This window comes from Streptomyces sp. NPDC055013 (genome assembly GCF_053608645.1).
Genome location: NZ_JBSGVW010000028.1, coordinates 87,485 through 109,026 on the forward strand (window position 1 = coordinate 87,485; position 21,542 = coordinate 109,026).

At 71.5% G+C, this 21,542-nt stretch carries 22 protein-coding genes; 10 read left to right on the forward strand and 12 right to left on the reverse strand.

Annotation, left to right across the window (positions count from 1 at the left end; translation table 11 throughout):
* The first annotated feature begins 82 nt into the window (after nt 1-82).
* From ACWGDB_RS29370 to ACWGDB_RS29380, 3 genes are all read left to right on the forward strand, one after another.
* Nucleotides 83-1,681 carry an ABC-F family ATP-binding cassette domain-containing protein gene (locus ACWGDB_RS29370; protein WP_427841702.1) on the forward strand — a complete coding sequence of 533 codons (1,599 nt, stop codon included), beginning with the start codon at nt 83-85 and terminating at the stop codon, nt 1,679-1,681.
* A 335-nt stretch (nt 1,682-2,016) separates the two neighbouring features.
* Entirely contained in the window at nt 2,017-2,235 is a 219-nt protein-coding gene (locus ACWGDB_RS29375; protein ID WP_019758351.1) for a helix-turn-helix domain-containing protein, read from the forward strand.
* 132 nt (nt 2,236-2,367) lie between these two features.
* On the forward strand, nt 2,368-3,171 hold the full coding sequence (locus tag ACWGDB_RS29380) for an enoyl-CoA hydratase/isomerase family protein (protein WP_383597431.1): 804 nt from the start codon (nt 2,368-2,370) through the stop codon (nt 3,169-3,171).
* Between the two features lie 27 nt (nt 3,172-3,198).
* Here ACWGDB_RS29380 and ACWGDB_RS29385 read toward each other — a convergent pair whose 3' ends face one another.
* Complete coding sequence (locus tag ACWGDB_RS29385) at nt 3,199-3,921, reverse strand: nucleopolyhedrovirus P10 family protein (RefSeq protein WP_453825196.1); 723 nt, start codon at nt 3,919-3,921, stop codon at nt 3,199-3,201.
* A gap of 87 nt (nt 3,922-4,008) precedes the next feature.
* Between ACWGDB_RS29385 and ACWGDB_RS29390 the strand changes: the two genes are divergently transcribed.
* From ACWGDB_RS29390 to amaP, 5 genes are read left to right on the forward strand one after another with little or no spacing between them, the layout of a single operon-like run.
* Nucleotides 4,009-4,488, forward strand: coding sequence for an Asp23/Gls24 family envelope stress response protein (locus tag ACWGDB_RS29390; protein ID WP_453825197.1), 480 nt, complete (start codon nt 4,009-4,011; stop codon nt 4,486-4,488).
* Nucleotides 4,489-4,548: 60 nt separating this feature from the next.
* Nucleotides 4,549-4,734, forward strand: a complete 186-nt coding sequence (locus ACWGDB_RS29395; RefSeq protein ID WP_453825198.1) for a hypothetical protein — start codon at nt 4,549-4,551, stop codon at nt 4,732-4,734.
* A complete protein-coding gene (locus tag ACWGDB_RS29400) occupies nt 4,731-5,114 on the forward strand; it encodes an Asp23/Gls24 family envelope stress response protein (RefSeq protein WP_453825199.1) in 384 nt (127 codons plus the stop codon). Before ACWGDB_RS29395 ends, ACWGDB_RS29400 begins: the two co-directional genes overlap by 4 nt.
* A complete protein-coding gene (locus tag ACWGDB_RS29405) occupies nt 5,111-5,791 on the forward strand; it encodes a DUF6286 domain-containing protein (RefSeq protein WP_453825200.1) in 681 nt (226 codons plus the stop codon). Before ACWGDB_RS29400 ends, ACWGDB_RS29405 begins: the two co-directional genes overlap by 4 nt.
* Nucleotides 5,788-6,375: an alkaline shock response membrane anchor protein AmaP gene (gene amaP, locus ACWGDB_RS29410; protein WP_453825201.1), complete on the forward strand. Its 588-nt coding sequence runs from the start codon at nt 5,788-5,790 to the stop codon at nt 6,373-6,375. The genes ACWGDB_RS29405 and amaP overlap by 4 nt, the downstream gene beginning before the upstream one ends.
* On the opposite strand, the gene ACWGDB_RS29415 is transcribed toward amaP, so the two are convergent.
* The 5 genes from ACWGDB_RS29415 to ACWGDB_RS29435 are packed head-to-tail and all read right to left on the reverse strand — an operon-like array spanning nt 6,372 to nt 11,391.
* Nucleotides 6,372-7,127, reverse strand: a complete 756-nt coding sequence (locus ACWGDB_RS29415; RefSeq protein WP_453825202.1) for an SDR family oxidoreductase — start codon at nt 7,125-7,127, stop codon at nt 6,372-6,374. The two genes, amaP and ACWGDB_RS29415, sit on opposite strands and share 4 nt — an antisense overlap.
* A 5-nt stretch (nt 7,128-7,132) precedes the next feature.
* Nucleotides 7,133-8,920, reverse strand: coding sequence for a glycoside hydrolase family 15 protein (locus tag ACWGDB_RS29420; protein WP_453825203.1), 1,788 nt, complete (start codon nt 8,918-8,920; stop codon nt 7,133-7,135).
* A 34-nt stretch (nt 8,921-8,954) separates the two neighbouring features.
* Nucleotides 8,955-9,266: a hypothetical protein gene (locus ACWGDB_RS29425; protein WP_453825204.1), complete on the reverse strand. Its 312-nt coding sequence runs from the start codon at nt 9,264-9,266 to the stop codon at nt 8,955-8,957.
* A complete protein-coding gene (locus ACWGDB_RS29430) occupies nt 9,263-9,856 on the reverse strand; it encodes a sigma-70 family RNA polymerase sigma factor (RefSeq protein WP_453825205.1) in 594 nt (197 codons plus the stop codon). Before ACWGDB_RS29430 ends, ACWGDB_RS29425 begins: the two co-directional genes overlap by 4 nt.
* Nucleotides 9,853-11,391, reverse strand: coding sequence for a sodium:solute symporter family protein (locus ACWGDB_RS29435; RefSeq protein WP_453825206.1), 1,539 nt, complete (start codon nt 11,389-11,391; stop codon nt 9,853-9,855). Before ACWGDB_RS29435 ends, ACWGDB_RS29430 begins: the two co-directional genes overlap by 4 nt.
* Before the next feature lie 171 nt (nt 11,392-11,562).
* Between ACWGDB_RS29435 and ACWGDB_RS29440 the strand changes: the two genes are divergently transcribed.
* Nucleotides 11,563-13,716 (forward strand): carbon starvation CstA family protein, encoded by a 2,154-nt coding sequence (locus tag ACWGDB_RS29440; protein ID WP_453825207.1) that lies wholly within the window; start codon nt 11,563-11,565, stop codon nt 13,714-13,716.
* A 208-nt stretch (nt 13,717-13,924) separates the two neighbouring features.
* Here ACWGDB_RS29440 and ACWGDB_RS29445 read toward each other — a convergent pair whose 3' ends face one another.
* The 3 genes from ACWGDB_RS29445 to ACWGDB_RS29455 form a co-directional block, all read right to left on the reverse strand.
* The gene (locus ACWGDB_RS29445; protein ID WP_453825208.1) at nt 13,925-14,719 is read right to left on the reverse strand and encodes an SURF1 family cytochrome oxidase biogenesis protein; all 795 of its coding nucleotides are present in this window, start codon (nt 14,717-14,719) and stop codon (nt 13,925-13,927) included.
* 49 nt (nt 14,720-14,768) lie between these two features.
* The gene (locus tag ACWGDB_RS29450; RefSeq protein ID WP_369270173.1) at nt 14,769-15,002 is read right to left on the reverse strand and encodes a hypothetical protein; all 234 of its coding nucleotides are present in this window, start codon (nt 15,000-15,002) and stop codon (nt 14,769-14,771) included.
* Between the two features lie 79 nt (nt 15,003-15,081).
* A complete protein-coding gene (locus tag ACWGDB_RS29455; protein WP_453825209.1) occupies nt 15,082-16,116 on the reverse strand; it encodes a DEDDh family exonuclease in 1,035 nt (344 codons plus the stop codon).
* Between the two features lie 207 nt (nt 16,117-16,323).
* Here ACWGDB_RS29455 and ACWGDB_RS29460 point away from each other — a divergent pair, with 207 nt between their 5' ends.
* Nucleotides 16,324-17,034: a VIT1/CCC1 transporter family protein gene (locus ACWGDB_RS29460; protein WP_453825210.1), complete on the forward strand. Its 711-nt coding sequence runs from the start codon at nt 16,324-16,326 to the stop codon at nt 17,032-17,034.
* Between the two features lie 140 nt (nt 17,035-17,174).
* Here ACWGDB_RS29460 and ACWGDB_RS29465 read toward each other — a convergent pair whose 3' ends face one another.
* The 3 genes from ACWGDB_RS29465 to ACWGDB_RS29475 all read right to left on the reverse strand — a co-directional run bounded on the left by ACWGDB_RS29465 (nt 17,175) and on the right by ACWGDB_RS29475 (nt 21,287).
* Nucleotides 17,175-18,182, reverse strand: coding sequence for a CopD family protein (locus ACWGDB_RS29465; RefSeq protein WP_453825211.1), 1,008 nt, complete (start codon nt 18,180-18,182; stop codon nt 17,175-17,177).
* A 100-nt stretch (nt 18,183-18,282) separates the two neighbouring features.
* Complete coding sequence (locus ACWGDB_RS29470; RefSeq protein ID WP_453825212.1) at nt 18,283-19,710, reverse strand: CoA transferase; 1,428 nt, start codon at nt 19,708-19,710, stop codon at nt 18,283-18,285.
* A 47-nt stretch (nt 19,711-19,757) separates the two neighbouring features.
* Nucleotides 19,758-21,287, reverse strand: a complete 1,530-nt coding sequence (locus ACWGDB_RS29475; protein ID WP_453825213.1) for a S8 family peptidase — start codon at nt 21,285-21,287, stop codon at nt 19,758-19,760.
* Nucleotides 21,288-21,542 lie beyond the last annotated feature (255 nt).

A 21,542-nucleotide genomic window follows, 5' to 3' on the forward strand; every position in this document is an offset into this window, starting at 1 on the left:
ATGGCCATTCTCCTCGCGCATTAGACGGCGGGAACGTCCTCAGCCGCCCATCCCGCCACCCACCTTGCCCTGGAGTCTGTCCGTGATCTCCGCCTCCGGTATCGAGCTGCGCGCCGGTGCGCGCATCCTCATCGAGTCCGCGACCTTCCGCGTCGCCAAGGGCGACCGCATCGGCCTCGTCGGCCGCAACGGCGCCGGCAAGACCACCCTCACCAAGTGCCTCGCCGGCCAGGGCATCCCCGCCGGCGGCACCATCACCCGTTCCGGCGAGGTCGGCTACCTCCCGCAGGACCCCCGCACCGGCGACCTCGACGTCCTCGCCCGCGACCGCATCCTCTCCGCGCGCGGCCTGGACGTCCTGATCCGCAAGATGCGCGACAACGAACAGCGCATCGCCAACGGCCAGGGCGCCACCCGCGAGAAGGCCCTCCGGCAGTACGAGCGCCAGGAGACGGAGTTCCTCACCAAGGGCGGGTACTCCGCCGAGGCCGAGGCCGCCACCATCGCCGCCGCGCTGAACCTGCCCGACCGGGTGCTCGGCCAGCCGCTGCACACCCTCTCCGGCGGTCAGCGCCGCCGTATCGAGCTCGCCCGCATCCTGTTCTCGGACGCGGACACCCTGCTGCTCGACGAGCCGACGAACCACCTCGACGCCGACTCGATCGTCTGGCTGCGCGACTACCTGAAGACGTACCGCGGCGGCTTCATCGTGATCTCCCACGACGTCGAGCTGGTCGACACGGTCGTCAACAAGGTGTTCTACCTGGACGCCAACCGCGCCCAGATCGACATCTACAACATGGGCTGGAAGCTCTACCAGCAGCAGCGCGAGGCCGACGAGAAGCGCCGCAAGCGCGAGCGGCAGAACGCCGAGAAGAAGGCCGCCGCCCTGCACTCGCAGGCCGACAAGATGCGCGCCAAGGCGACCAAGACGGTCGCCGCGCAGAACATGGCCAAGCGCGCCGACAAGCTGCTCGCCGGCCTCGAAGCGGTGCGCATGCAGGACAAGGTCGCCAAGCTCCGCTTCCCCGAGCCCGCGCCCTGCGGCAAGACCCCGCTGACCGCGGAGGGCCTGTCGAAGTCGTACGGCTCGCTGGAGATCTTCACCGACGTCGACCTGGCCATCGACAAGGGATCGAGGGTGGTCATCCTCGGTCTCAACGGCGCAGGAAAGACAACCCTGTTGAGGCTTCTCGCCGGTGTCGAGCAGCCGGACACCGGCGCCGTCATCCCCGGCCACGGCCTCAAGGTCGGCTACTACGCCCAGGAGCACGAGACCCTGGACGCCGACCGCACCGTCCTGGAGAACATGCGCTCCGCCGCCCCCGACATGGACCTCGTCGAGGTCCGCAAGGTGCTCGGCTCGTTCCTGTTCTCCGGCGACGACGTAGACAAGCCCGCCAGTGTCCTCTCCGGTGGTGAGAAGACCCGCCTCGCCCTCGCCACCCTCGTGGTGTCGTCGGCGAACGTCCTGCTCCTCGACGAGCCGACCAACAACCTCGACCCGGCCAGCCGCGAGGAGATCCTCGGCGCGCTGCGCACCTACAAGGGCGCGGTCGTGCTCGTCACCCACGACGAGGGCGCCGTCGAGGCGCTGCAGCCGGAGCGGATCATTCTGCTGCCGGACGGTGTCGAGGACCTGTGGGGCGCCGACTACGCGGATCTCGTCGCCCTGGCTTGATCGAATGCGTGATCAACGGCGTATGGATCATTCGGCCTATCGGTGATCCATCATCTGTGTGAGATCTCCTCGTACCGAGGTGTGTACTACATCGATTTCCCGGCCGAGTCCTTTATCGACAAGGGCTCGGCCGTCTCACGACGCTGACCTGGGAGTTCGTAAAAGAACCCGTTCGGCCGTACGGACAACATTCTCCGGAATCGCAGATTCCGCATGTGGGGATGTGCTCCTGTCGTCACAACCATGTCTCACGGACCTTGCCGAATGGGTGGCCATGAAGCCCCGGAGGGGTGATCATGAGGAGACCAGAGCGCACTTCCCATGAGGAGGCACGGGTGGCCGAGACTCTGAAGAAGGGCAGCCGGGTAACCGGCGCCGCGCGCGACAAGCTCGCGGCAGACCTGAAGAAGAAGTACGACTCCGGTGCGAGCATTCGGGCACTGGCCGAGGAAACCGGCCGCTCGTATGGCTTCGTACACCGGATGCTCAGCGAGTCGGGCGTCACGCTTCGTGGGCGTGGCGGCGCGACGCGAGGCAAGAAGGCGGCCGGCTGACACCGGGCGGCCCATCGGCTTCGATGGTGGCCACCCGGTCGGTCGTCTGATCGGCCGGGTGGTTACTGTGCAGTCACTTAGGGGGTGCCCTTCCGGGCATCCCATGATGACGGCACTCATCGGAGGCACCCCATGGCTTCGCCCGACCAGGACCTCGCTCCCCTGCTCGACAAGAACGGCGTACGGCTCACCGTCGACGGCGCGATCGCCACGGTGACGCTGTCGAACCCGACCAAGCGCAATGCGCAGAGCCCCGCCATGTGGCGGACGCTCGCCGAGGCCGGGCGGGCCGTGCCGGGCAGCGTGCGGGTCGTCGTGCTGCGCGGTGAGGGCAAGTCCTTCTCCGCGGGGCTCGACCGGCAGATGTTCACGCCCGACGGGATCGAGGGCGAGCCCTCGTTCATCGAGCTCGCGCGCAGCAGCGACGGTGAACTCGACGCCGCCATCGCCGAGTTCCAGGAGGGCTTCACCTGGTGGCGGCGCAACGACGTCGTGTCCATCGCCGCCGTACAGGGGCATGCCATCGGGGCGGGCTTCCAGCTCGCGCTCGCCTGTGACGTGCGCGTCGTTGCGGACGACGTGCAGTTCGCCATGCGTGAGACCAGCCTCGGGCTGGTGCCGGACTTGACGGGTACGCACCCGCTGGTCGGGCTGGTCGGATACGGCCGTGCGCTGGAGATCTGCGTGACGGGCCGCTTCGTGCTGGCCGAGGAGGCCGTCAGCAGCGGGCTGGCCAACCTCGCCGTGCCCGCGGACCAACTCGACGACGCCGTACGGGATCTGGCGGCGGCGATCGTCGCCGCGCCGCGGGATGCCGTGGTCGAGACCAAGGCGCTGCTTCGTGGTGCCGTGGACCGGACCTACGACGAGCAGCGCGGTGCCGAGCGGGCCGCGCAGGCGCGCCGGCTGCGGGATCTGGCCGGCCTCGGCGACTGAGTCATGCGCTGATCAACCATGCGCCGATCAGCTGACGGCTGTGACCAGCACCGCCACCGTCGGACGATCCGCCAGCGCCTCTCCCACCCACTCGCGGACCTCCCGGGCCACCTCCACCGCCCGGCGGTCCGCGCGCACGGCAATCTCCACGCGCACGTGGCGGCGCGGCAGGGCGGCCTCGTCCTGCCGTTCCTCGATGTGCACCGCACGGTTCAACCCGCCCAGGGTGCCCGTCAGTCGGATCACCCCCGGAACCGCCAGGGCCGCGGCGGCGACGCGCTCCTCGTCGGGGCTTGCGGGCTCCGCGGCCCGCGTCGGCTCGGGCCGGTGCACGGGAGCGGGTCCGGCGTTCTCGTCGAGCAGAGCCGTCACCCGCAGATCCACCTCGGTCACCGTCAGGCCGAGACGCTCCGTGGCTGCCGTCGCCAGCAGTCCACGCAGCCGTTCCGCCGTCGTGGGCAGTGCCTCGGCCGCCGCCGCCGCGAAGTCCGCCGTCACCCGCAGGGGGCCCGGTGGCAGCGCGCTCGGCGGCGGCGGTACGGCTGCCTCCTGCGCGTCCTGCGGGTCGGTGAGCCCGATCCGGAGCTCGTCCAGCCGTACCCCGCGCATGTCCTCGGCCGCGTGCCGCAGCACCGCCTCGGCCGCCTTCTCGGAGATCCACGCGCCGTCGCGCGCGCCGCCCAGGGGCAGCAGCCTGCCGAGCCCCAGCTGCTGCCGGACCGCCTGCGTCCACCTGTTCGTCGTCGTCATTCCTCCAGCCTGCCGCATCCCTGGGGCGCAATCGCGTAACCGTGCTTACGGTGGTCAAGGGACGACGACCGAAAAGGACGAACGGCCATGAGTGAGACGACGGAGCAGAACCGGCGGACGGAGGGCGAGGCCCTCAGCACCCGCAAGAGCCAGGTGACCCGGCGCGGTGGGGGAGAACCCGGTGCCCGTGGCCGGACCACCATCGCGGACGGCGTCGTGGAGAAGATCGCCGGGATGGCCGCACGCGATGTGGACGGTGTGCACGCCATGGGCAGCGGTATCTCGCGGACCTTCGGGGCCGTGCGCGACCGGGTGCCGGGCGGCACGACGAAATCGGTGTCGCGTGGGGTGAAGGTCGAGGTCGGCGAGGTACAGGCCGCGCTCGACCTGGAGATCGTCGTCGAGTACGGCGTGTCGATCTCCGACGTGGCCCGGGACGTGCGCGAGAACGTGATCAACGCCGTCGAGCGGATGACCGGGCTCGAAGTCGTCGAGGTCAACATCGCGGTGAGCGATGTGAAGCTTCCGGAGGAAGAGGAAGAGGAAGAGGAGCGTCGGATCCAGTGAGGCGCCGGCGACCCGGCAACGCAGTGGCCGGGGAGCGGCTGAGGAGCTGAGGAGCGCAGCATGAGCATGGCCGTGGTCGGCATGATCGCCGGCATGGCACTGGCCTTCGCCGGATACTTCGGCGGATTCGGCGCCTTCCTGCTGGTGGCGGGGCTGGGCGCCGTCGGCTTCGTCGTCGGGCGGTTCCTGGAGGGGGAGTACGAGCTCGGTGACTTCTTCCGGCGTCGTGACGAACGGCGGCGGTGACGCCGGTGAGCACGGGGGCCGGTGAAGTCGGCACACCCCTTGCCACCGTCCGTCCGGGCGAACGCGGGGCGACCAGGATCGCCGACCGGGTCGTGGCGAAGGTCGCCTCCCAGGCTGCCCGCGAGGCCGTGGGGGACCTCGCCAAGGACGCCGCCCGGCCGCATGCCAACGTCGTCGTACGCCATGGGACCGCGCGGGTCCTCGTCCACCTCGAACTCGACTACCCCACGGACATCGGCTCCCGGTGCGCGACCGTGCGTCGGCACGTCATCGAGCGGGTAGGCGCGTTGGTGGGCATGGAAGTGCCGGAGGTCGCCGTGCACGTGGAGCGGCTGCACCCGGCGCCCCGACCGGGCGCGGCGCAGGGGAGGACGCGATGAGCGAGTCCCAGGGTTCCGAGGGCACCACACAGAGGCTGCCGGTCATCGAGAAGGACGCCGGACCCGCCACCCTCGACCAGTCGGCGTCGGCGGCGGACTACGACCCCCCGCCCCCGGTCGACGAGAAGGGCGGCCGCGAACGCCGCTTCTGGTCGGCGCGACGGATCCCGGCCGCGATCACGGCGCTCGTGCTCCTGTTCGTCGCCGGCATGTTCCTCTACGACATCGCCTCCGTGCGCGCCGACCGGCCCGCGATGCGCTGGCGCCGGGAACTGGCCCAGCAGCTCGCCGAGCGCCCCCTCGACGACATCTGGGTGCTCGTCGGCGCGGGCGTCGCCGCCGTGCTCGGCCTCTGGCTGTTCGTCCTGGCCATCACGCCGGGCCTGCGGTCCGTACTGCCGATGCGGCGCACCCACCCCGACGTCCGCGCCGGACTCCACCGCGACCTCGCCGCCCTGGTCCTGCGCGACCGGGCGATGGAGGTCTCCGGCGTCCAGTCGGTACGGGTACGGGTGCGCAGGTCCCGGGCCGACGTCCGCGCCATGTCGCACTTCCGTGAACTGGACGACGTACGCGCCGACCTGGACGCCACCCTCGCCGACGCGATCAGGGGCCTCGGGCTGTCCCGCCCGCCGTCGCTGTCGGTGCATGTACGGCGGCCCGGACGGAAGGGGTGAGGGCCGTGCTCAGGGTGGTCAACCGGGTGCTGATCGGGCTCGTCGGGCTGGTGCTGCTCGTGATCGGCGGGTCCGTACTGGCGGTCGGGCTCGGGCTGGATCCCCCGTCCTGGTGGATCCATGACAGCCGGCACGACGTGCTGCTCAGCGACGCCGAACGCACGCGCTGGCGGGACGACGGCTGGTGGTGGCCCGTAGTGATCGCCGCCCTGGCCGTCCTGGTGCTGCTCGCCCTGTGGTGGCTGACCTCGGTCCTGCGGAGGCACCGCCTCGCCGAGGTCCTGGTGGACACCGGCGACGGCGAGGGCGCACTGTTGCGGGGCCGGGCCCTGGAGAGCGTCCTCGCCGACGAGGCGACGGGTCTGGAGGGCGTCGAGCGGGCCCGCGTCCGGTTGACGGGCAGGCGCACCACCCCCGAGACCCGGGTGCGCCTCCGCCTTGAACCGCACGTGGATCCGGGGACGGCCTTGAACGACCTCACCACCCAGGCGCTGGGCCACGCCCGCAATTCGGCGGGCCTAGCGTCACTGCCGGCGGAGGTGCGCCTGCGGGGCGTCAAACACGGTGCGGAAAGGGTGAGTTAGAACCCGTGCCGCATTCCGCCGTCCACCGGCAGCATGATCCCCGTCAGGTAGGACGCGGCCGGAGACAGCAAGAAGGCCGCCGCACGCCCGAACTCGTCCGGGGTCCCGTACCGACGCAACGGAATCCGCGACTCGTTGGCAACCCGAGTGGCCTCCGGGTCCGCCGACAGGCCGTCCAGCTCGCGCACGCGGTCCGTGTCGATCCGTGACGGCAGCAATCCCACGACCCGAATGCCCCGCGGCCCCAATTCGTCCGCAAGAGACTTGGCGAACCCGGCGAGCCCCGGCCGCAGCCCGTTCGAGATGGTCAGCCCCGGCAGCGGCTCGTGCACCGACGCCGACAGCACGAACCCGATGACACCGCCCTCTTCGAGTTCCGCCGCCGCCGTCCTGGCCAGCCGCACCGCCCCCAGGAACACCGACTCGAACGCGGCCTGCCACTGCTCGTCCGTGTTGTCCGCGACGAACCCGGCCGGCGGCCCGCCCACGCTGATGAGGACGCCGTCGAACCCGCCGAAGGCATCCCGCGCGGCAGCGATCAGACGCGCCGCGGCATCCGCTTCGGCGTTGTCCACCGCCACCCCCACGGCGTTCGGCCCCAGCTCGGCCACCGCGGCGGCGACCCGCTCCTCGTCCCTGCCGGTCACGACGACCTTCGCCCCGTCGGCCACCAGCTCACCCGCCGCCGCGTTGCCCAGTCCGCGCGTGGCTCCCGTGACGACGTACACCCGGTCCTTCAGTCCAAGATCCATGGCCCCTATCCTGCCCCGTCGTCCCCGAACAGGGCGAGGGCGGTGTTGACCAGGCCGATGTGGCTGAAGGCCTGCGGGAAGTTGCCCAGCTGGCGGCCGGCCACCGGGTCGTACTCCTCGGCCAGCAGACCCACGTCGTTGGCGAGCCCGACGAGCCGGTCGAACAGCTCGCGTGCCTCCTGCGTACGACCGGTCATGTGCAGCGCCTCCGCCAGCCAGAAGGAGCAGGCCAGGAAGGTGCCCTCGCCGCCCGGCAGCCCGTCGACCGTGATCCCGTCGGTGCTGTAGCGGCGCAGCAGGCCCTGATGGCTGAGCTCGGCGCGGATCGCGTCGATGGTGCCGACGACGCGCGGGTCGTCGGGTGGCAGGAAGCCCACGCGTGGGATCAGCAGCAGAGCGGCGTCGAGTTCGGAGGAGCCGTAGGACTGCGTGAAGGTGTTCCGCTCGGCGTCGTAGCCCTTCTCGCACACCTCGCGGTGCACCTCGTCGCGAAACTCGCGCCAGCCGTCGAGGTCGCCGTCCAGCTTCGGGTTCTTCTCCAGGCTGCGCACCGCCCGGTCCGCGGCCACCCACACCATCACCTTCGAGTGCACGAAGTGCCGACGGCCGCCGCGCACCTCCCACAGCCCCTCGTCGGGCTGCCGCCACGCCGTGCGCAGCCAGTCGACGAGGGCGGCCTGAATCGCCCAGATGTGCGGCTTGGTGGGCAGTCCCGCCTCCCGGGCCAGCGCCAGCGTGTCCATCACCTCGCCGTACACGTCCAACTGGAGCTGGTTCACGGCCAGATTGCCGACGCGTACGGGACCGGAGCCGGCGAAGCCGGACAGCCACGGCACCTCGAACTCGGGCAGCCGCCGCTCGCCCGCCAGGCCGTACATGATCTGCAGGTCGGCCGGGTCGCCGGCGACCGCGCGCAGCAGCCAGTCGCGCCAGGCCTCCGCCTCCTCCCGGTAGCCCGCCGACAGGCCCACGTTCAGGGTGAGGGTGGAGTCGCGCAGCCAGCAGTGGCGGTAGTCCCAGTTGCGGACGCCGCCGATCTCCTCGGGGAGCGAGGTGGTGGGGGCGGCGACGATGCCGCCGGTCGGCCGGTAGGTGAGGGCCTTGAGAGTGATCAGGGAGCGCACGACGGCGTCGCGGTACGGCCCGTCATAGCGGCAGTGCCCCACCCACTTCCGCCAGTCCCGCACGCTGCTGCGCAACGCCTCGTACGGGTCTATGAGCGGCGGGCGCGGCTCGTGCGAGGGGTGCCAGGTGAGGACGAACGCGACCTTCTCGCCCTTCTCGACCGTGAACTCCGAGTGCGTACCGAAGTTCCTGCCCCAGGTGCGCACCTCGGGTTCGCTGCGCAGCCACGCCGAGTCCGGGCCGGCGACGGCCACCCGGTGCCCGTCGGACTCGCGTACCCAGGGCACGACCGAGCCGTAGTCGAAGCGCAGCCGCAGGGTGCTGCGTACGGTGACGCGGCCGCTGAGGCCCTCCACGATGCGTACGACGTCGGGCGCACGGTCGCGTTGGGGCATCAGGTCCGTGACGCGGATCGCGCCCTCGTCGGTCTCCCACTCGGTGTCCAGCACCAGGGTGTCCCGGCGGTAGGCGCGGCGGGTGCAGGGGCCCTTGGCGTGTTTGGGGGCGATGCGCCAGTGGCCGTTGTCCTTGTCGCCGAGGAGCTTGGCGAAGCAGGCACCCGAGTCGAAGCGGGGCAGGCACAGCCAGTCGACGGAACCGTCCCTGCCGACCAGGGCGGCCGTCTGCTCGTCGCCGATGAGGGCGTAGTCCTCGATTCGCTGGGGCACGCAAGTGCGGGTTCCCCAAGGGCCGATGGGCCAATCAGGGGTGGGACCGCGGGAGTGATCCGGCTGCCGGGGAGCCGGTGCCGGAGAAGATCACGCCCGGATCGGCCGGGGCCTGGTTGAGCACCCACAGCCCGATCAGGGTGGCCAGGGCGAACACGACCGCGATCAGCACGGCGAGGACCAGCCGCCGCCTGCGTTCCCGGCGCAGCCACTCGCCGCGTGCGGTGCGGTAGGCGTCGGGCGCCGCCTGCACCCCGTCGGCGAGCGCGGACAGGGCCTCGCGCAGCTCCCGCTCCGTGCGGTCCGGATCGGTGCCGCGCGCCGGAGTCGCGTCTCGATGCGTCATCGCCGGGCCTCCATCGCATGGGTCAGGGCGGCGAGGCCGCGCGCCGTATGGGTCTTGACGGATCCGCAGGAGATCCCCATCGCCGAGGCGATCTCGCTCTCCTTCAGGCCGAGCCAGTGCCGCAGCACCAGCGCCTCGCGCTGGCGGGCCGGCAACTGCTGGAGCGCGTCGATCAGCACCCGCTGGTCGTCATGCAGAAGTGCGGTGCTCTCGGCGGAGGCGATGACCTCCTCGACGGGCTTCTCGACATGTCTGCGCGCCACTTGGAGGTGCCGTATCCGCATCCGCGTCAGATTGCACACGGTGGAGCGCAGATACGCCTCCGCGGCCTCGGTGTCCCGCAGGCGCCGCCACTTCCGGTAGATCTGGTAGTAGGCCTCCGCGACGACGTTCTCCGGATCGTCGGCCCCGAGCAGCACGGCCAGGCGCAGCATCGAGGAGTAGTGCAGTTCGAACAGGCGGGCCAGACCGGCCTCGCGCTCCAGTTCCGCGGGGTCGCTCACCGCGGGGGTGAGGGGCACGGCCGGTACGGCGGCGGCGCCACCCGGCGCAGGCGCCTTTCCGCGCAGCGCGTCTCGATGCTGTCTCACGGGTTGGTCGCTCCCGTCTCGGGGCGCCGCCTGAGGCTCAGGCGCGACGGCAGGTCGGTCAGATCGGTGCCGCGTGGGACGCCGAGGCGGCTCAGCACCGCGGTTGCGGCCAGAGCGACGGTCAGGTTGAGGAACAGGGCGGCGAGCCCGGCGTAGATCTCCGGCCCGGTACCGAGGGGCACGACCGACGAGAACCCCTCCCGTACGACCATGAAGGTCCCGGCCACCATGCCGACGCCCCACCCGGCGAGCAGCGCCCGCGGATGCAGCCGCCGGGTGAACAGGCCGACCGCGACGGCCGGGAAGATCTGCAGGATCCAGACCCCGCCGAGGAGCTGGAGGTTGATGGCGTCCTGGTCGCGCAGCCCGAACACGAACGCCACCGCGCCCAGCTTCGCGGTGAGCGACACCGCCTTGGCGATGCGCACCTGCCGCTTGGGCGTGGCCGTCGGATGGACGTACTCGACGTACACATTGCGTACGAAGCTCGTGGCGGCCGCGATCGACATCACCGCCGCCGGCACCAGCGCCCCCACCGTGATCGCCCCGAACACCAGCCCGGCCAGCGGAGCCGGCATCAGCCGGTCCACCAGCATCGGTACGGCCGCCTCGGCACCGCCCGCCGGGGCGCGCACCCCCGTCGCGAGGGCCGCGATGCCGAGGAAGCCGAACAGGGCGAGCAGGCCGGTCCAGGCGGGCAGCGCCACGGACACCTTGCGCAGCGTGCGCGGGCCGTCGGCGGCGAACCCTGCGGTGAGCACGTGCGGGTACATCAGCAGGGCGAGCGCGGAGCCGAGGGCGAGGGTGGCGTAGGCGGGCTGCTGCTCGGGGGTGAGGAGCAGCGCCGGGCCGCCGAGACGCTCGGCCGCACCGTCGAAGACGGCGCCCGGCCCGCCGAGCCGGTCGAGGACCAGCCAGGTCACCGCGGTCAGTGAGACGAAGACGGCCACGGCCTTGAGCGCGGAGATGACGGTCGGAGCACGCAGCCCGTGGCGGTAGGTGGCGACGGCCAGTCCCGCGAAGAGCGCCACCATCACCAGATCCCCGGCCGCACCCCGCGGATACACGCCCCCGGCCGTCAGCACCGCCCTTATCCCGAGCAGTTGCAGCGCCAGATACGGCATCGTCGCGAGGATCCCGGTCAGTGCGACCACCAGGGCCAGCGCCGGCGACCCGTAACGGCCGCGCACGAAGTCGGCCGCGGTGACATAGCCGTGCCGGCGGGCCACGGACCACAGGCGGCTCAGCAGCACGAAGGCCAGCGGGCAGACGATCACCGTGTACGGCACCGCGAAGAAGGCGGGCGCGCCGTTGCCGTAGGCCAGGCCCGGGATGGCGGCGAAGGTGTACGCGGTGAAGATCGTGCCGCCCAGCAGCAGCCAGGTCCACACCGGGCCGAGGCTGCGGTCGGCCAGCGCCCAGCCCTCCAGGGACGGCAACCTCTCGCTCGGGTGCAGGCGCCGCGCGGTGACGGCGAGCAGCGACGCCCCGCCGATCACGGCGAGAAACGTCGCGGTCATGGCGCCATCGGCCATGGGTCACCGTCCTTGGTGTGCCTGTGCCCTCGCGAGGGAGTTGCGCGAGTGGCCGGAACGGATGACAGGGAACCGCCGGGAAATCTCCTGGGAATTCGCTGTCAACCATCTCCGGCGGGTGGGCAACTCTTGCACAGACTTTCGATCCCGTCACTCGTCCCAGGAGCCGCCATGCCGAGCTCAGCCCTGCCCGAAAAAGGCCGTCAGGCGCCGGAAAAGTACCGAATAGCACCGAGATCGATCCTGCTGTGGGCCACCGTCTCCCTCGTCGGCGCCGTCGCCTGGGGCGTCCTCGCGCTGGCCCGGGGCGAGGAGATCTCCGCGGTCTGGCTGGTGGTCGCCGCGCTCGGCTCGTACGCCATCGCCTACCGCTTCTACTCCCGCTGGGTCGCCCGCCGCGTCCTGCGGCCGGACGACCGCCGGGCGACCCCCGCCGAACGCCTGGAGGACGGCGTCGACTTCCAGCCGACCGACCGCAGGGTGCTCCTCGGCCACCACTTCGCCGCGATCGCGGGCGCCGGCCCGCTGGTCGGCCCGGTGCTCGCGGCCCAGATGGGCTATCTGCCCGGCACCCTCTGGATCGTCGCCGGGGTGATCTTCGCCGGGGCGGTCCAGGACATGGTCGTGCTGTTCCTGTCGATGCGGCGGGACGGCAAGTCGCTGGGGCAGATGGCCCGCGAGGAGATCGGCCGGGTGGGCGGCGCGGCGGCCCTGGTCGCGGTGTTCGCCATCATGATCATCCTGCTGGGTGTGCTGGCCCTGGTCGTGGTCAACGCCCTCGCCCACTCGCCGTGGGGCACCTTCTCCGTGGCCATGACCATCCCGATCGCCCTGTTCATGGGCTTCTGGCTGCACCGCATCCGCCCGGGCCGGGTCGTCGAGACCAGTCTGATCGGCGTGGCACTGCTGCTGCTCGCGATCGTCGGCGGCAGCTGGATCCAGGAGTCCTCGCTGGCCGGCGCCTTCACCCTCAGCCCGACGACCCTCGTGCTGTGCCTGGTCGGCTACGGCTTCGTCGCCTCCGTACTGCCCGTCTGGATGCTGCTCGCGCCGCGCGACTACCTCTCCACCTTCATGAAGATCGGCACCATCGCGCTGCTCGCGGTCGGGGTCGTGGTCGCCGCGCCCGTGATGCGCGCGGAGGCCGTGAGCGACTTCGCCGCCACCGGCGCGGGCCCGGTCTTCGCGGGATCCCTCTTCCCGTTCCTGTTCATCACCATCGCGTGTGGCGCGCTCTCCGGATTCCACGCGCTGGTCGCCTCGGGGACGACGCCGAAGCTGATCCGGAAGGAGTCCCAGGTCCGGCTGATCGGCTACGGCGCGATGCTGATGGAGTCGTTCGTCGCGATCATGGCGCTGATCGCGGCGGCCACCCTGGAGCCCGGCCTGTACTACGCCATGAACGCCCCCGCCGGCCTCCTCGGTACGACGGCCGAGTCGGCGTCCCAGGCCGTGGCGGGCCTCGGCTTCACCATCTCCCCCGACCAGCTGACCCAGGCGGCCAGGGCCGTCGAGGAACAGACCCTGATCGCGCGCTCGGGCGGCGCCCCGACCCTCGCGGTCGGCATGTCGGAGATCTTCTCCGGCGTCTTCGGCGGTGCCGCGATGAAGGCCTTCTGGTACCACTTCGCGATCATGTTCGAGGCGCTGTTCATCCTGACCACGGTCGACGCCGGCACCCGCGTCGGGCGCTTCATGCTCCAGGACATGCTCGGCAACGTCTGGAAGCCGATCGGCCGGGTCAACTGGAAGCCCGGCATCTGGCTGTGCAGCGGCCTCGTCGTGGCGGCCTGGGGCTACTTCCTCTACACCGGCGCCACCGACCCGCTCGGCGGGATCAACCAGCTCTTCCCGCTGTTCGGCATCGCCAACCAGCTCCTCGCCGCCGTGGCACTGACGGTCTGCACCACGGTCCTGATCAAGTCCGGCCGGCTGCGCTGGGCCTGGGTGACGGGTGTCCCCCTCGCCTGGGTCGTCGCGATCACCTTCACCGCGGGCTGGCAGAAGATCTTCTCCGACGACCCCAAGATCGGCTTCTTCGCCCAGCGCACCAAGTACGCCGACGGCATCGCCTCCGGCCAGGTCCTGCCCCCCGCCAAGACCCTCGACGACATGCACACCGTCGTCACCAACTCCACGGTCGACGGCGTACTGATCGCCCTGTTCCTGCTCCTCGTCGCGATCGTGATCGTCAACGCGACAGTGGTCTGCGTCCGAGCGATCCGCACGCCGGGCACCCTGCCGACCACGGAGGCCCCGTACGTCGAGTCCCGCCTCGACGTGCCCGAGCAGACGGGCGAGCCTCTCGTGGGGGCCCGGTCGTGAGGGCGGCACGCTGGGCGAGGGCGGTGCGCTGGTACGTCCACGAACTGACGGAACTACTGAGCCGCCAGCACCGGGAGGACCACAGACAGGGACGCTGCTGCTAGACGCAGGTCAGGTGGACGCCGGTGAGGGGAGCGGGGCCGCAGCCGCCCGGAAGTCCGATCCGGGAAGGGCGGGTGGGCGCAAAGCCCCCCGCCGATGCCCGGTACTAGACACTCACCGGCTCCGTCTCCGCCGCCGACTTCTCCGTCTCCGCAGCCCGCCGCTCACGAGCCTCCCGACGAGCCAGCACCAGCCACCCGACGGGAACCCCGGCAGCGAACAGCCACCACTGCAGGGCATACGCGTAGTTCAGCGGAGCGTTCTCGTTGCCCGGCTTGCCGATCAGCTCCGGAGCGTCCCCCGTCGGCTCGGGAGCCGTCTGCACGACGTACCCCCCGAGCACCGAGGCGTCGAGACGCCGAGCCTCCTGACCACTGCTGATCAGCATGACCTGCCGGTCGGGAAGCCCCTTGAGGTTCTTGATCCCGCTGGCCTCGGTCGTCTCGTCGGGCATCAGCCGCCCGGTCACGGTGACACGGCCGCTCGGCGGCGCAGGGACCTTGGGGAACGCCGTCTGGCTGGGCCCGTCCGCGGGGATCCAGCCGCGGTTGACCAGCAGCACCTTGCCGTCCGTCAGGACGAAGGGCGTGAGGATGTGGAAGCCGACCTCTTCGTCGGAGTTGACGCGCCGCCTGACCACGACCTCCCGGTCGGTGTCGAAGTCGCCCTGCGCGGTCACCGTGCGGTACCGCTCCTTGGAGGTCACCGTGTGCCCCGGAGAGGTCAGCTTCTCCACGGGCAGCGGCTTGGCACCCAGGGCGTCGGCGACCAGCTGATTACGGGCGCTGCGCTCCTCGTAGCGGTGCATCTGCCAGATGCCCAGCCTGATCATCGTGGGGATGAGCAGCAGGGCGACCAGCGTGAGGATCACCCACTGCCGGGACAACAGGAAGCGGTACACCCCACGACCGTACAACTCGGTCGTGGGGTGGGTTCAGGCGGGTACCGGGTCACACCTTGTCGACGATTCCCGCCTTACCTTCCGCGCGGGCGCAGTGGGCGCCGCAGTACCAGTGACCCTCGACCTCGACACCCTGCCCGATGACCTGCACACGGCAGTGCTCACAGATGGGTGCCATGCGGTGGATCGCACAGGAGAAGCAGTCGAAGACGTGCACCGCGCCCTGCGCGTGCACCTCGAAGGTCATGCCGTAGTCGTTTCCGCACACTTCACATGTCGCCATGCGCCACAGGGTGAGCCGTCCCCGCGGCCCGGGCGAGGGGGCTCCGGGCGAGTCGCGCGGCAATCACCCGTCCGTACGGTCACCGCTCCGACGCCGGTTCCACGTCCCGCAGAAGTTGTCCGAACGCCGCCTCGTCGATCACCGGCGTCCCGTACTGGCGGGCCTTGACGACCTTGGACGTGCCCGCGTCCGGGTCGTTCGTGACGAGCAGGCTGGTCAGCCGGGACACGCTCGTCGACACATGCAGCCCGGCCTCGATCGCACGGTCCTCCAGCAGGTCGCGCTCGACGGACGTGTCTCCGGAGAAGGCGACCCGCATGCCCTGCCTGAGCCGCTTGCCGTCCTCGTAGCGACCCGGGTTGGGATAGGGACAGGCGGGCCTCTTGCGGGACGGTCGCCAGCTGGTCGGCTGATAACTGCTGTAGCCGGTGTACCCGCTGCCGCCGCCGTGGCCGCCCTGTGCGCCCGCCTGCTGACCGATCCGCGGGGCCGCCGTCGCGGTGTCCCGCCACTCGGTCAGCGGCAGGCACTCCTGCAGCGGCAGCCGCACACTGCCCGCCGCGGCGGCCCGCAGGCTCGGCCGGAACGCCTCCGCCAGCACCCGCGCGTCGTCCAGCGCATGGTGCGCCCGCTGCTGTACGACGCCGAAGTGCGCGGCCAGCGACTCCAGCTTGTGGTTGGGCAGCGGCAGGGCCAGCTCCTTCGACAGCGCGATGGTGCACAGCCGCTGCTGCACCGGGGCCCGGCGCTCCGCGCGCGCGTACTCCCGCGCGATCATCTGCCAGTCGAAGACGGCGTTGTGCGCGACGAGGACCCGGCCGTCCAGCCGGGCCGAGAACTCCTCGGCGATGTCCGTGAAGAGGGGAGCACCCTCCAGCGCCTCGCTCGTCAGACCGTGGATCCAGACCGGACCCGGGTCGCGCTCCGGATTGACCAGCGTGTACCAGTGGTCCTCGACCTCGCCGCGCGCGTCCAGCCGGTACACCGCCGCGGAGATTATCCGGTCGTGCCGGGCCAGGCCGGTGGTCTCCACGTCAACGACCGCGTATCCCTGGGGGTACGCGGTCGGCCATGCTGTGGGGGAGGGCGCTGCGGTCGCACGGTCTTCGAGCATGGTCACTGAGGATACGGGCCGGGACTGACACTCCTGGCCGTCAGGTGCCTTGCCCCGCCTGCCCGTTCGAGCGCCACGAACGTCAGCGCGTCAACCCGTCGGCGTCCGCGCGGTGTTGCGGACCCCGAGCGGCGGTGGCGGTCGCACGTGCTGGGCCCGGGAGCGTCGGTACGTTCCCGATGTCCCGTGCGGTGCGATCCTCCGCATATGACCGAACCCACGCATGACGAGACCCACGGCGGCGCGCTGAGCGAGCGGCTGAACTGGTTGCGGGCGGCGGTTCTCGGGGCGAACGACGGCGTCGTCTCCACCGCGGGGCTCGTCGTCGGCGTGGCCGGTGCGACCGACGAGCGTGCGGCCCTGCTCACGGCCGGGCTGGCCGGGCTGCTCGCCGGGTCGATGTCGATGGCGGCGGGGGAGTACGTCTCGGTCTCCACCCAGCGTGACTCCGAGAAGGCCGCGTTGGCCCAGGAGAAGAGAGAACTGCGGGAGCGGCCGGAGGCGGAGCTGGAGGAACTGGCGGAACTGCTGGAACGGCGCGGGCTGTCCCGGGAGGTGGCCACGGAGGCGGCGGTCCAGCTGACGGAACGGGACGCGCTGAAGGCACACGCGCGCGTGGAGCTCGGCATCGACCCCGACCGGCTGACCAACCCCTGGCACGCGGCGTGGGCGAGCTTTGTGGCGTTCACGGCCGGGGCGCTGCTGCCGCTGCTGGCCATGGTGCTGCCGCCGGCGGACTGGCGGCTGGCGGTCACCGTCGCCTCCGTCCTGGCCGCCCTCGCCCTGACCGGCTGGAGCAGCGCCCGCCTGGGCGCCGCCGCGCCACCCCGCGCGGTGCTGCGCAACATGGCGGGCGGGGCCCTTGCCATGGCGGTCACGTACGCGGCCGGGACGCTGCTGGACGTGGCGGGGGTGTAGCGCGTACGGCTCCCTGCGGCGGCGTACGGCTTGGGGGGTGCCCTCGACTGCTGCGCCGTGCAGCCCTCATCGCGGGGCCCACTGCGTCAGGACCGTCCCTCATCGCGGGGCCCTGACAAGCCTGCCCTCACTGCGGAACGTCACCAGCGGATCGGCACCGGAAGCGCCGTCAGCAGTCCCGACACGGCGACCACCACGCCCAGGGCGACGACCTCCGCCCGCGCGGGCGAGCAGGCGGCCAGCGGGTCGCTCGCGCGGCGCAGCCGGATCCGTGCCCACAGGGCGAGCGCGACCACGGCCACCATCAGGATCACCTTGGCCAGCAGGACACGCCCGTACGCCGTCTCGGTCAGCTGGTGCACAACCGTGTCCGGCGGCATCCGGCGCAGCGAACTCCACACCCCTGTCGCCGTGATGGCGGCGAGCAGCACGGCCGCCACGCGCGCGTAGAGACCCAGCAGGGCCGCTCCCGCCTCCCTGACACCCCATCCGCGCAGGGTTCGCAGGGCATGGAGCAGCCCGCCGACCCAGAGCGTCGCGCAGGTCAGGTGCACCAGCGTCAGACCCGAGCCCAGCAGGGGGCTGTGCTCGGTCGTGGGGTGCGCGCGCAGCGCCTCGGCGACCACGACCGCGGCCAGTGGCCAGAGCTGGGTGACGGGCCGGCGTGAGAGGGCGCACAGCCCGGCCACGGCGAAGGCGTTGACCTCCAGCAGCGCGAGTTTGCCGTCGCGTGTCGCGTAGAGGCCGCCCACGTCGAGGTCGGCCGGGCTGTTCGGCACGAGGTTCCCGGTGGACACGACCGACGCGAGGGCGAGCGCGGCGACGAAACCGGCCGCCGCCGCGTGGGGCGCCCAACTGCGGGGCATGGCCGGGGGAGCGCCGGGCACGGACCGGGCGAGCCGGTTCACGAACAGCTCGCCCAACGGGACGCACAGCGCCGCGAACAGCACCGTCCGCAGCAGTCCGATCCCACCGGTGCCGGGCGCGGCGGCCTCGCCGGTGCCGTGCAGCGCGGCCGACGGCCCGAGCAGGGGGATCAGCGCCGCCAGCGCGACCAGGACGAGAACGGCCACGGCCCGGCTGACGCCGGGGCGGGGTCTTGGGGCACTCCCGTCGAACACGCCGGAGGAAGGTCTTGTCAACGTCACCTCAAGATCTTCACAAAAATCACATAGTCGGGCAAGCACCAGAAAACAAGTGGTGGTGCGGCATTCCGTACGGAAGTACGGCGCCGGTGGCCCCCGGCGCTCAGACCCACCGCGCCGAATCCGCGCCCCAAGCCCCCGGCGGCCTGGCCCAGTCGACGGGACCGCCCGCGAACGACACCGGAGACCGGGCGTACCGCAGCTTCCCGAGCGCGCTGTCCCGTTCGGTGAGCCAGGCATCGGGCGCGCCGTAGGCCTCTGACGCTTCCGACACTTCCGTCTCCGATGCCAAGGTCCCGTCCGGGCCCGGCTGGATCCCGGTCGTGAGCCACTTCGCCGTACGCGCCAACGACAGCCGTACGCACCGGCCGTACCCCTGCTCCGACTGCTCGGTCAGAGACCGCAGCACGGCGGCCGCCAGCAGATATCCCGTCCCGTGGTCGAGGGCCTGCGCGGGCAGCGCTCCGGGTTGCCCGGCCGATCCGTCGGCCATGCCTCCCTCGGTCGCGGCGATCCCGGTGGCGACCTGCACGAGGCTGTCGAAGCCGCGCCGACCGCCCCACGGCCCGTACGCCCCCCAGGCCGACACCTCCGCCACGACCAGCCCCGGCCGCCGCTCGGCCAGTGCCCGTGCCGAGAGCCCGAACCGGTCCAGGGCGCCCGGCCGGTATCCGGTGACGACGACGTCAGCCGTCGCGAGCAGTTCCTCCAAGGCGCGCCGGTCGGTCGTCAGGTCCAGCGTCGCCGAGCGCTTTCCGAAGCCCGTGTCGGCGTGTTGGTCCGGGAGTTCGGGCAGCTGCGGCGCGTCCACGCGCAGGACGTCGGCGCCGAGCAGCGCGAGGGTGCGGGTGGCGACCGGTCCGGCGATGACCCGTGTCAGGTCCAGTACGCGTACCCCGGCGGCGGGCAGCAAGGGAGAGCCGTCGAGGGACGGGAGCGCAACGGCGCGTGCCGTGTCCGACCGCTCGTGCTCGACCAGCGGCCGCCGCGCCACCGCGACCGCCTGCTCGTGCGCCGCCCACTCCTCGGGCGTACGCAGCGCCACGGCCAGCCCGCCGGCCGCGTACACGGCTTCCTCCACCTCGCGCGCGGAACGCTCGGCGAGCGCCGCCCCGACGGCGTCCGGATCCTCCTGCGTCACCCCGAGCGCGGCCAGCAGCCGGGCCCGGTGGTGCGGATAGTTGGCGTGGGTGCGGAGCCAGCCGTCCGACGTGCGCCAGAACCGTGACAGCGGGGCGAAGTTGACCGGTGCACGCCCGTCGACCAGCAGATGCCGTTCGCTCACGAACGCGGTGGCGATCGCCCCGTCGTCCAGCCGCACCCCGGGCACCTCGGAGAGCCCGGCCCGCCGTGCCGCCAGCTCGGCGGCGGCCAGCGCACACGCGCCCACGCACGCGCGCGCCAACTCCCGTACGGGAAGGCGCGCACGCAACGCGCCTTCCCGCACCACGGTCGACAGTCGCGGAAGAAGGGCGGGATCGCCGCCCACCGCGGACCAGGCGGAACTTATCGGAGTGTTGATCGGAGTCATGACTGCACTATGCAGTATTTGACTCAGTCAACGGAGTCGTTTTCGACTCAGTCGACGGCGTCCAGCGCGTTGACGATGCCGAACCCGTAGAAGCCGTTGACCCGCTTGCCGCCCTCGCACACCGCGTCCTGCTTGCCGTCGCCGTCCTGGTCGTACGACTCGGGGCAACCCGGGTTGTCCGCCTGGGCCTTCAGCAGCGCGTGCAACTGGGCGCCGCTCGCGTGCGGGTACCGGGACTTCAGCAGCGCGGCCACGCCCGCGGCGTGCGGGGAGGCCATCGACGTGCCCTGCAGGAAGCCGTACTTGCCGTCCGGGAGGGTGGCCAGGATGCGCCCGTTCTTCGACGGGGTGTCCGGGATCTGGTAGAGCCGGTCGCCGCCCGGCGCCGCGATGTCGATGACGCCGTAACCGTACGTGGAGTAGTACGACTTGACGTTCTGCACACCCGTCGCGCTGACCGTGACCATGCCCGGCAGCTGCGTCGGTACGTCGAAGCACTCCTGCGGGTCGACGGTGCGCTCGACCGGCGTCGAGTCGTCGGGGCTGCTGTTGTCGACGATCGCGTCGGAGGCGAGGTCGTGGTTGGAGTTGCCCGCCGACGCCAGGTTGAGCGTGCCCTTCCTCTGGGCGTACTGCTGGGCCCTGTTGACCGCGTCGACGATGGCCCGCTGGTCGGGATCGTCCATGCAGTTGTAGAGCCACGGGTCGACGTAGTAGCTGTTGTTGGTGATCTCGACGCCGTGATCGGCGGCGAACACGAAGGCGCAGACGACGCTTTCGGGGTAGTAGAGGCCGTTGACCGGGTCGCTCACCTGGATGGCGGAGACCTTGACGCCGGGGGCCACGCCGGCGATGCCGATGCCGTTGCGGGGCGCGGCGATCTCGCCCGCCACATGGGTGCCGTGGGCGTCGGTGGTGGTGTACGGCCGCCACGCGCCGGGGCTGGTGTCCGCCTTGCCGCCCGCGCAGTTCGCGGACTGGTCGGCGGAGAAGTTCGGCGCGAGGTCGGGGTGGGTGTCGTCGACGCCGTTGTCGATCACGGCGACGGTCACCCTGCGACTGCCGGGGTTGATCTTCGCCGCCCGGTCGGCGCCGATGGCGCGCAGGTTCCACTGGTCGGCCTCGAGGGGCTCGTCGGCGCCCGCCGCGGCGCTCTGCGTCCGCGCCGCCTGCTGCTCCGTCATGAGCTGGGCGGGGCCCTCGTCCGTGGTCCCGGCGGCCGTCAGGGGGGCCGTACGCGAGGCACCCGCCGACTGGACGCCCCGCACCTTGCGCATCGCCTTCGCGAAGTCGGGGTTCGCCGAGTGGACGACGATCACGCCGATCTTCTCGTACGCGATCACGACCGTTCCGCCGGCCGTGGCGATCGCCTTCTTCACCGACTCGATCGTGCGGCGGTCCTGGCGGGTGTTGACGACGTAGGCCAGCGCGGGCGCGTCCGTGACCTGCGCGACGGGCTGCGCGGGAGGCGCGGCCGCGGCCGATGCCGCCGTCGGCAGGAAGCCGAGCGAAGCCGTCAGGGACAGGGCGAGCGGGGCGGCGAGGCCGAGTCGGCGTCTGGACCGCAGATGAGCCATGGGATCTCCACATCATCCGGAACGAGACCACCCGAGACACCGGTTGGCGCTCAGGCAGGTACATGACGAGTGGTGCAGAGGCGAAGCTATCCCCGAACCTGCTGGCCAGCAATCCGACCGATCGACTTCGGAAAGAAGTGCGGGGAGTTGAACCGGTCCTCGCGTGGCGCCGTGACCTTGGACAGGAGGCGCGAGCACGATCGAGCCCCCTGTTGGATCACGCGCCGGGGCCCTAGCATCGCCAGCCGGTTCAAG

Excerpts from the sequence above, each read along its gene's own strand:
- ACWGDB_RS29380 (WP_383597431.1), top strand. The coding sequence starts at position 2,368 with ATGGCTTCGCCCGACCAGGACCTCGCTCCCCTGCTCGACAAGAACGGC.
- ACWGDB_RS29385 (WP_453825196.1), bottom strand. The coding sequence starts at position 3,921 with ATGACGACGACGAACAGGTGGACGCAGGCGGTCCGGCAGCAGCTGGGG.
- ACWGDB_RS29390 (WP_453825197.1), top strand. The coding sequence starts at position 4,009 with ATGAGTGAGACGACGGAGCAGAACCGGCGGACGGAGGGCGAGGCCCTC.
- ACWGDB_RS29395 (WP_453825198.1), top strand. The coding sequence starts at position 4,549 with ATGAGCATGGCCGTGGTCGGCATGATCGCCGGCATGGCACTGGCCTTC.
- ACWGDB_RS29405 (WP_453825200.1), top strand. The coding sequence starts at position 5,111 with ATGAGCGAGTCCCAGGGTTCCGAGGGCACCACACAGAGGCTGCCGGTC.
- ACWGDB_RS29415 (WP_453825202.1), bottom strand. The coding sequence starts at position 7,127 with ATGGATCTTGGACTGAAGGACCGGGTGTACGTCGTCACGGGAGCCACG.
- ACWGDB_RS29425 (WP_453825204.1), bottom strand. The coding sequence starts at position 9,266 with ATGACGCATCGAGACGCGACTCCGGCGCGCGGCACCGATCCGGACCGC.
- ACWGDB_RS29435 (WP_453825206.1), bottom strand. The coding sequence starts at position 11,391 with ATGGCCGATGGCGCCATGACCGCGACGTTTCTCGCCGTGATCGGCGGG.
- ACWGDB_RS29440 (WP_453825207.1), top strand. The coding sequence starts at position 11,563 with ATGCCGAGCTCAGCCCTGCCCGAAAAAGGCCGTCAGGCGCCGGAAAAG.
- ACWGDB_RS29450 (WP_369270173.1), bottom strand. The coding sequence starts at position 15,002 with ATGGCGACATGTGAAGTGTGCGGAAACGACTACGGCATGACCTTCGAG.
- ACWGDB_RS29455 (WP_453825209.1), bottom strand. The coding sequence starts at position 16,116 with ATGCTCGAAGACCGTGCGACCGCAGCGCCCTCCCCCACAGCATGGCCG.
- ACWGDB_RS29460 (WP_453825210.1), top strand. The coding sequence starts at position 16,324 with ATGACCGAACCCACGCATGACGAGACCCACGGCGGCGCGCTGAGCGAG.
- ACWGDB_RS29470 (WP_453825212.1), bottom strand. The coding sequence starts at position 19,710 with ATGACTCCGATCAACACTCCGATAAGTTCCGCCTGGTCCGCGGTGGGC.
- ACWGDB_RS29475 (WP_453825213.1), bottom strand. The coding sequence starts at position 21,287 with ATGGCTCATCTGCGGTCCAGACGCCGACTCGGCCTCGCCGCCCCGCTC.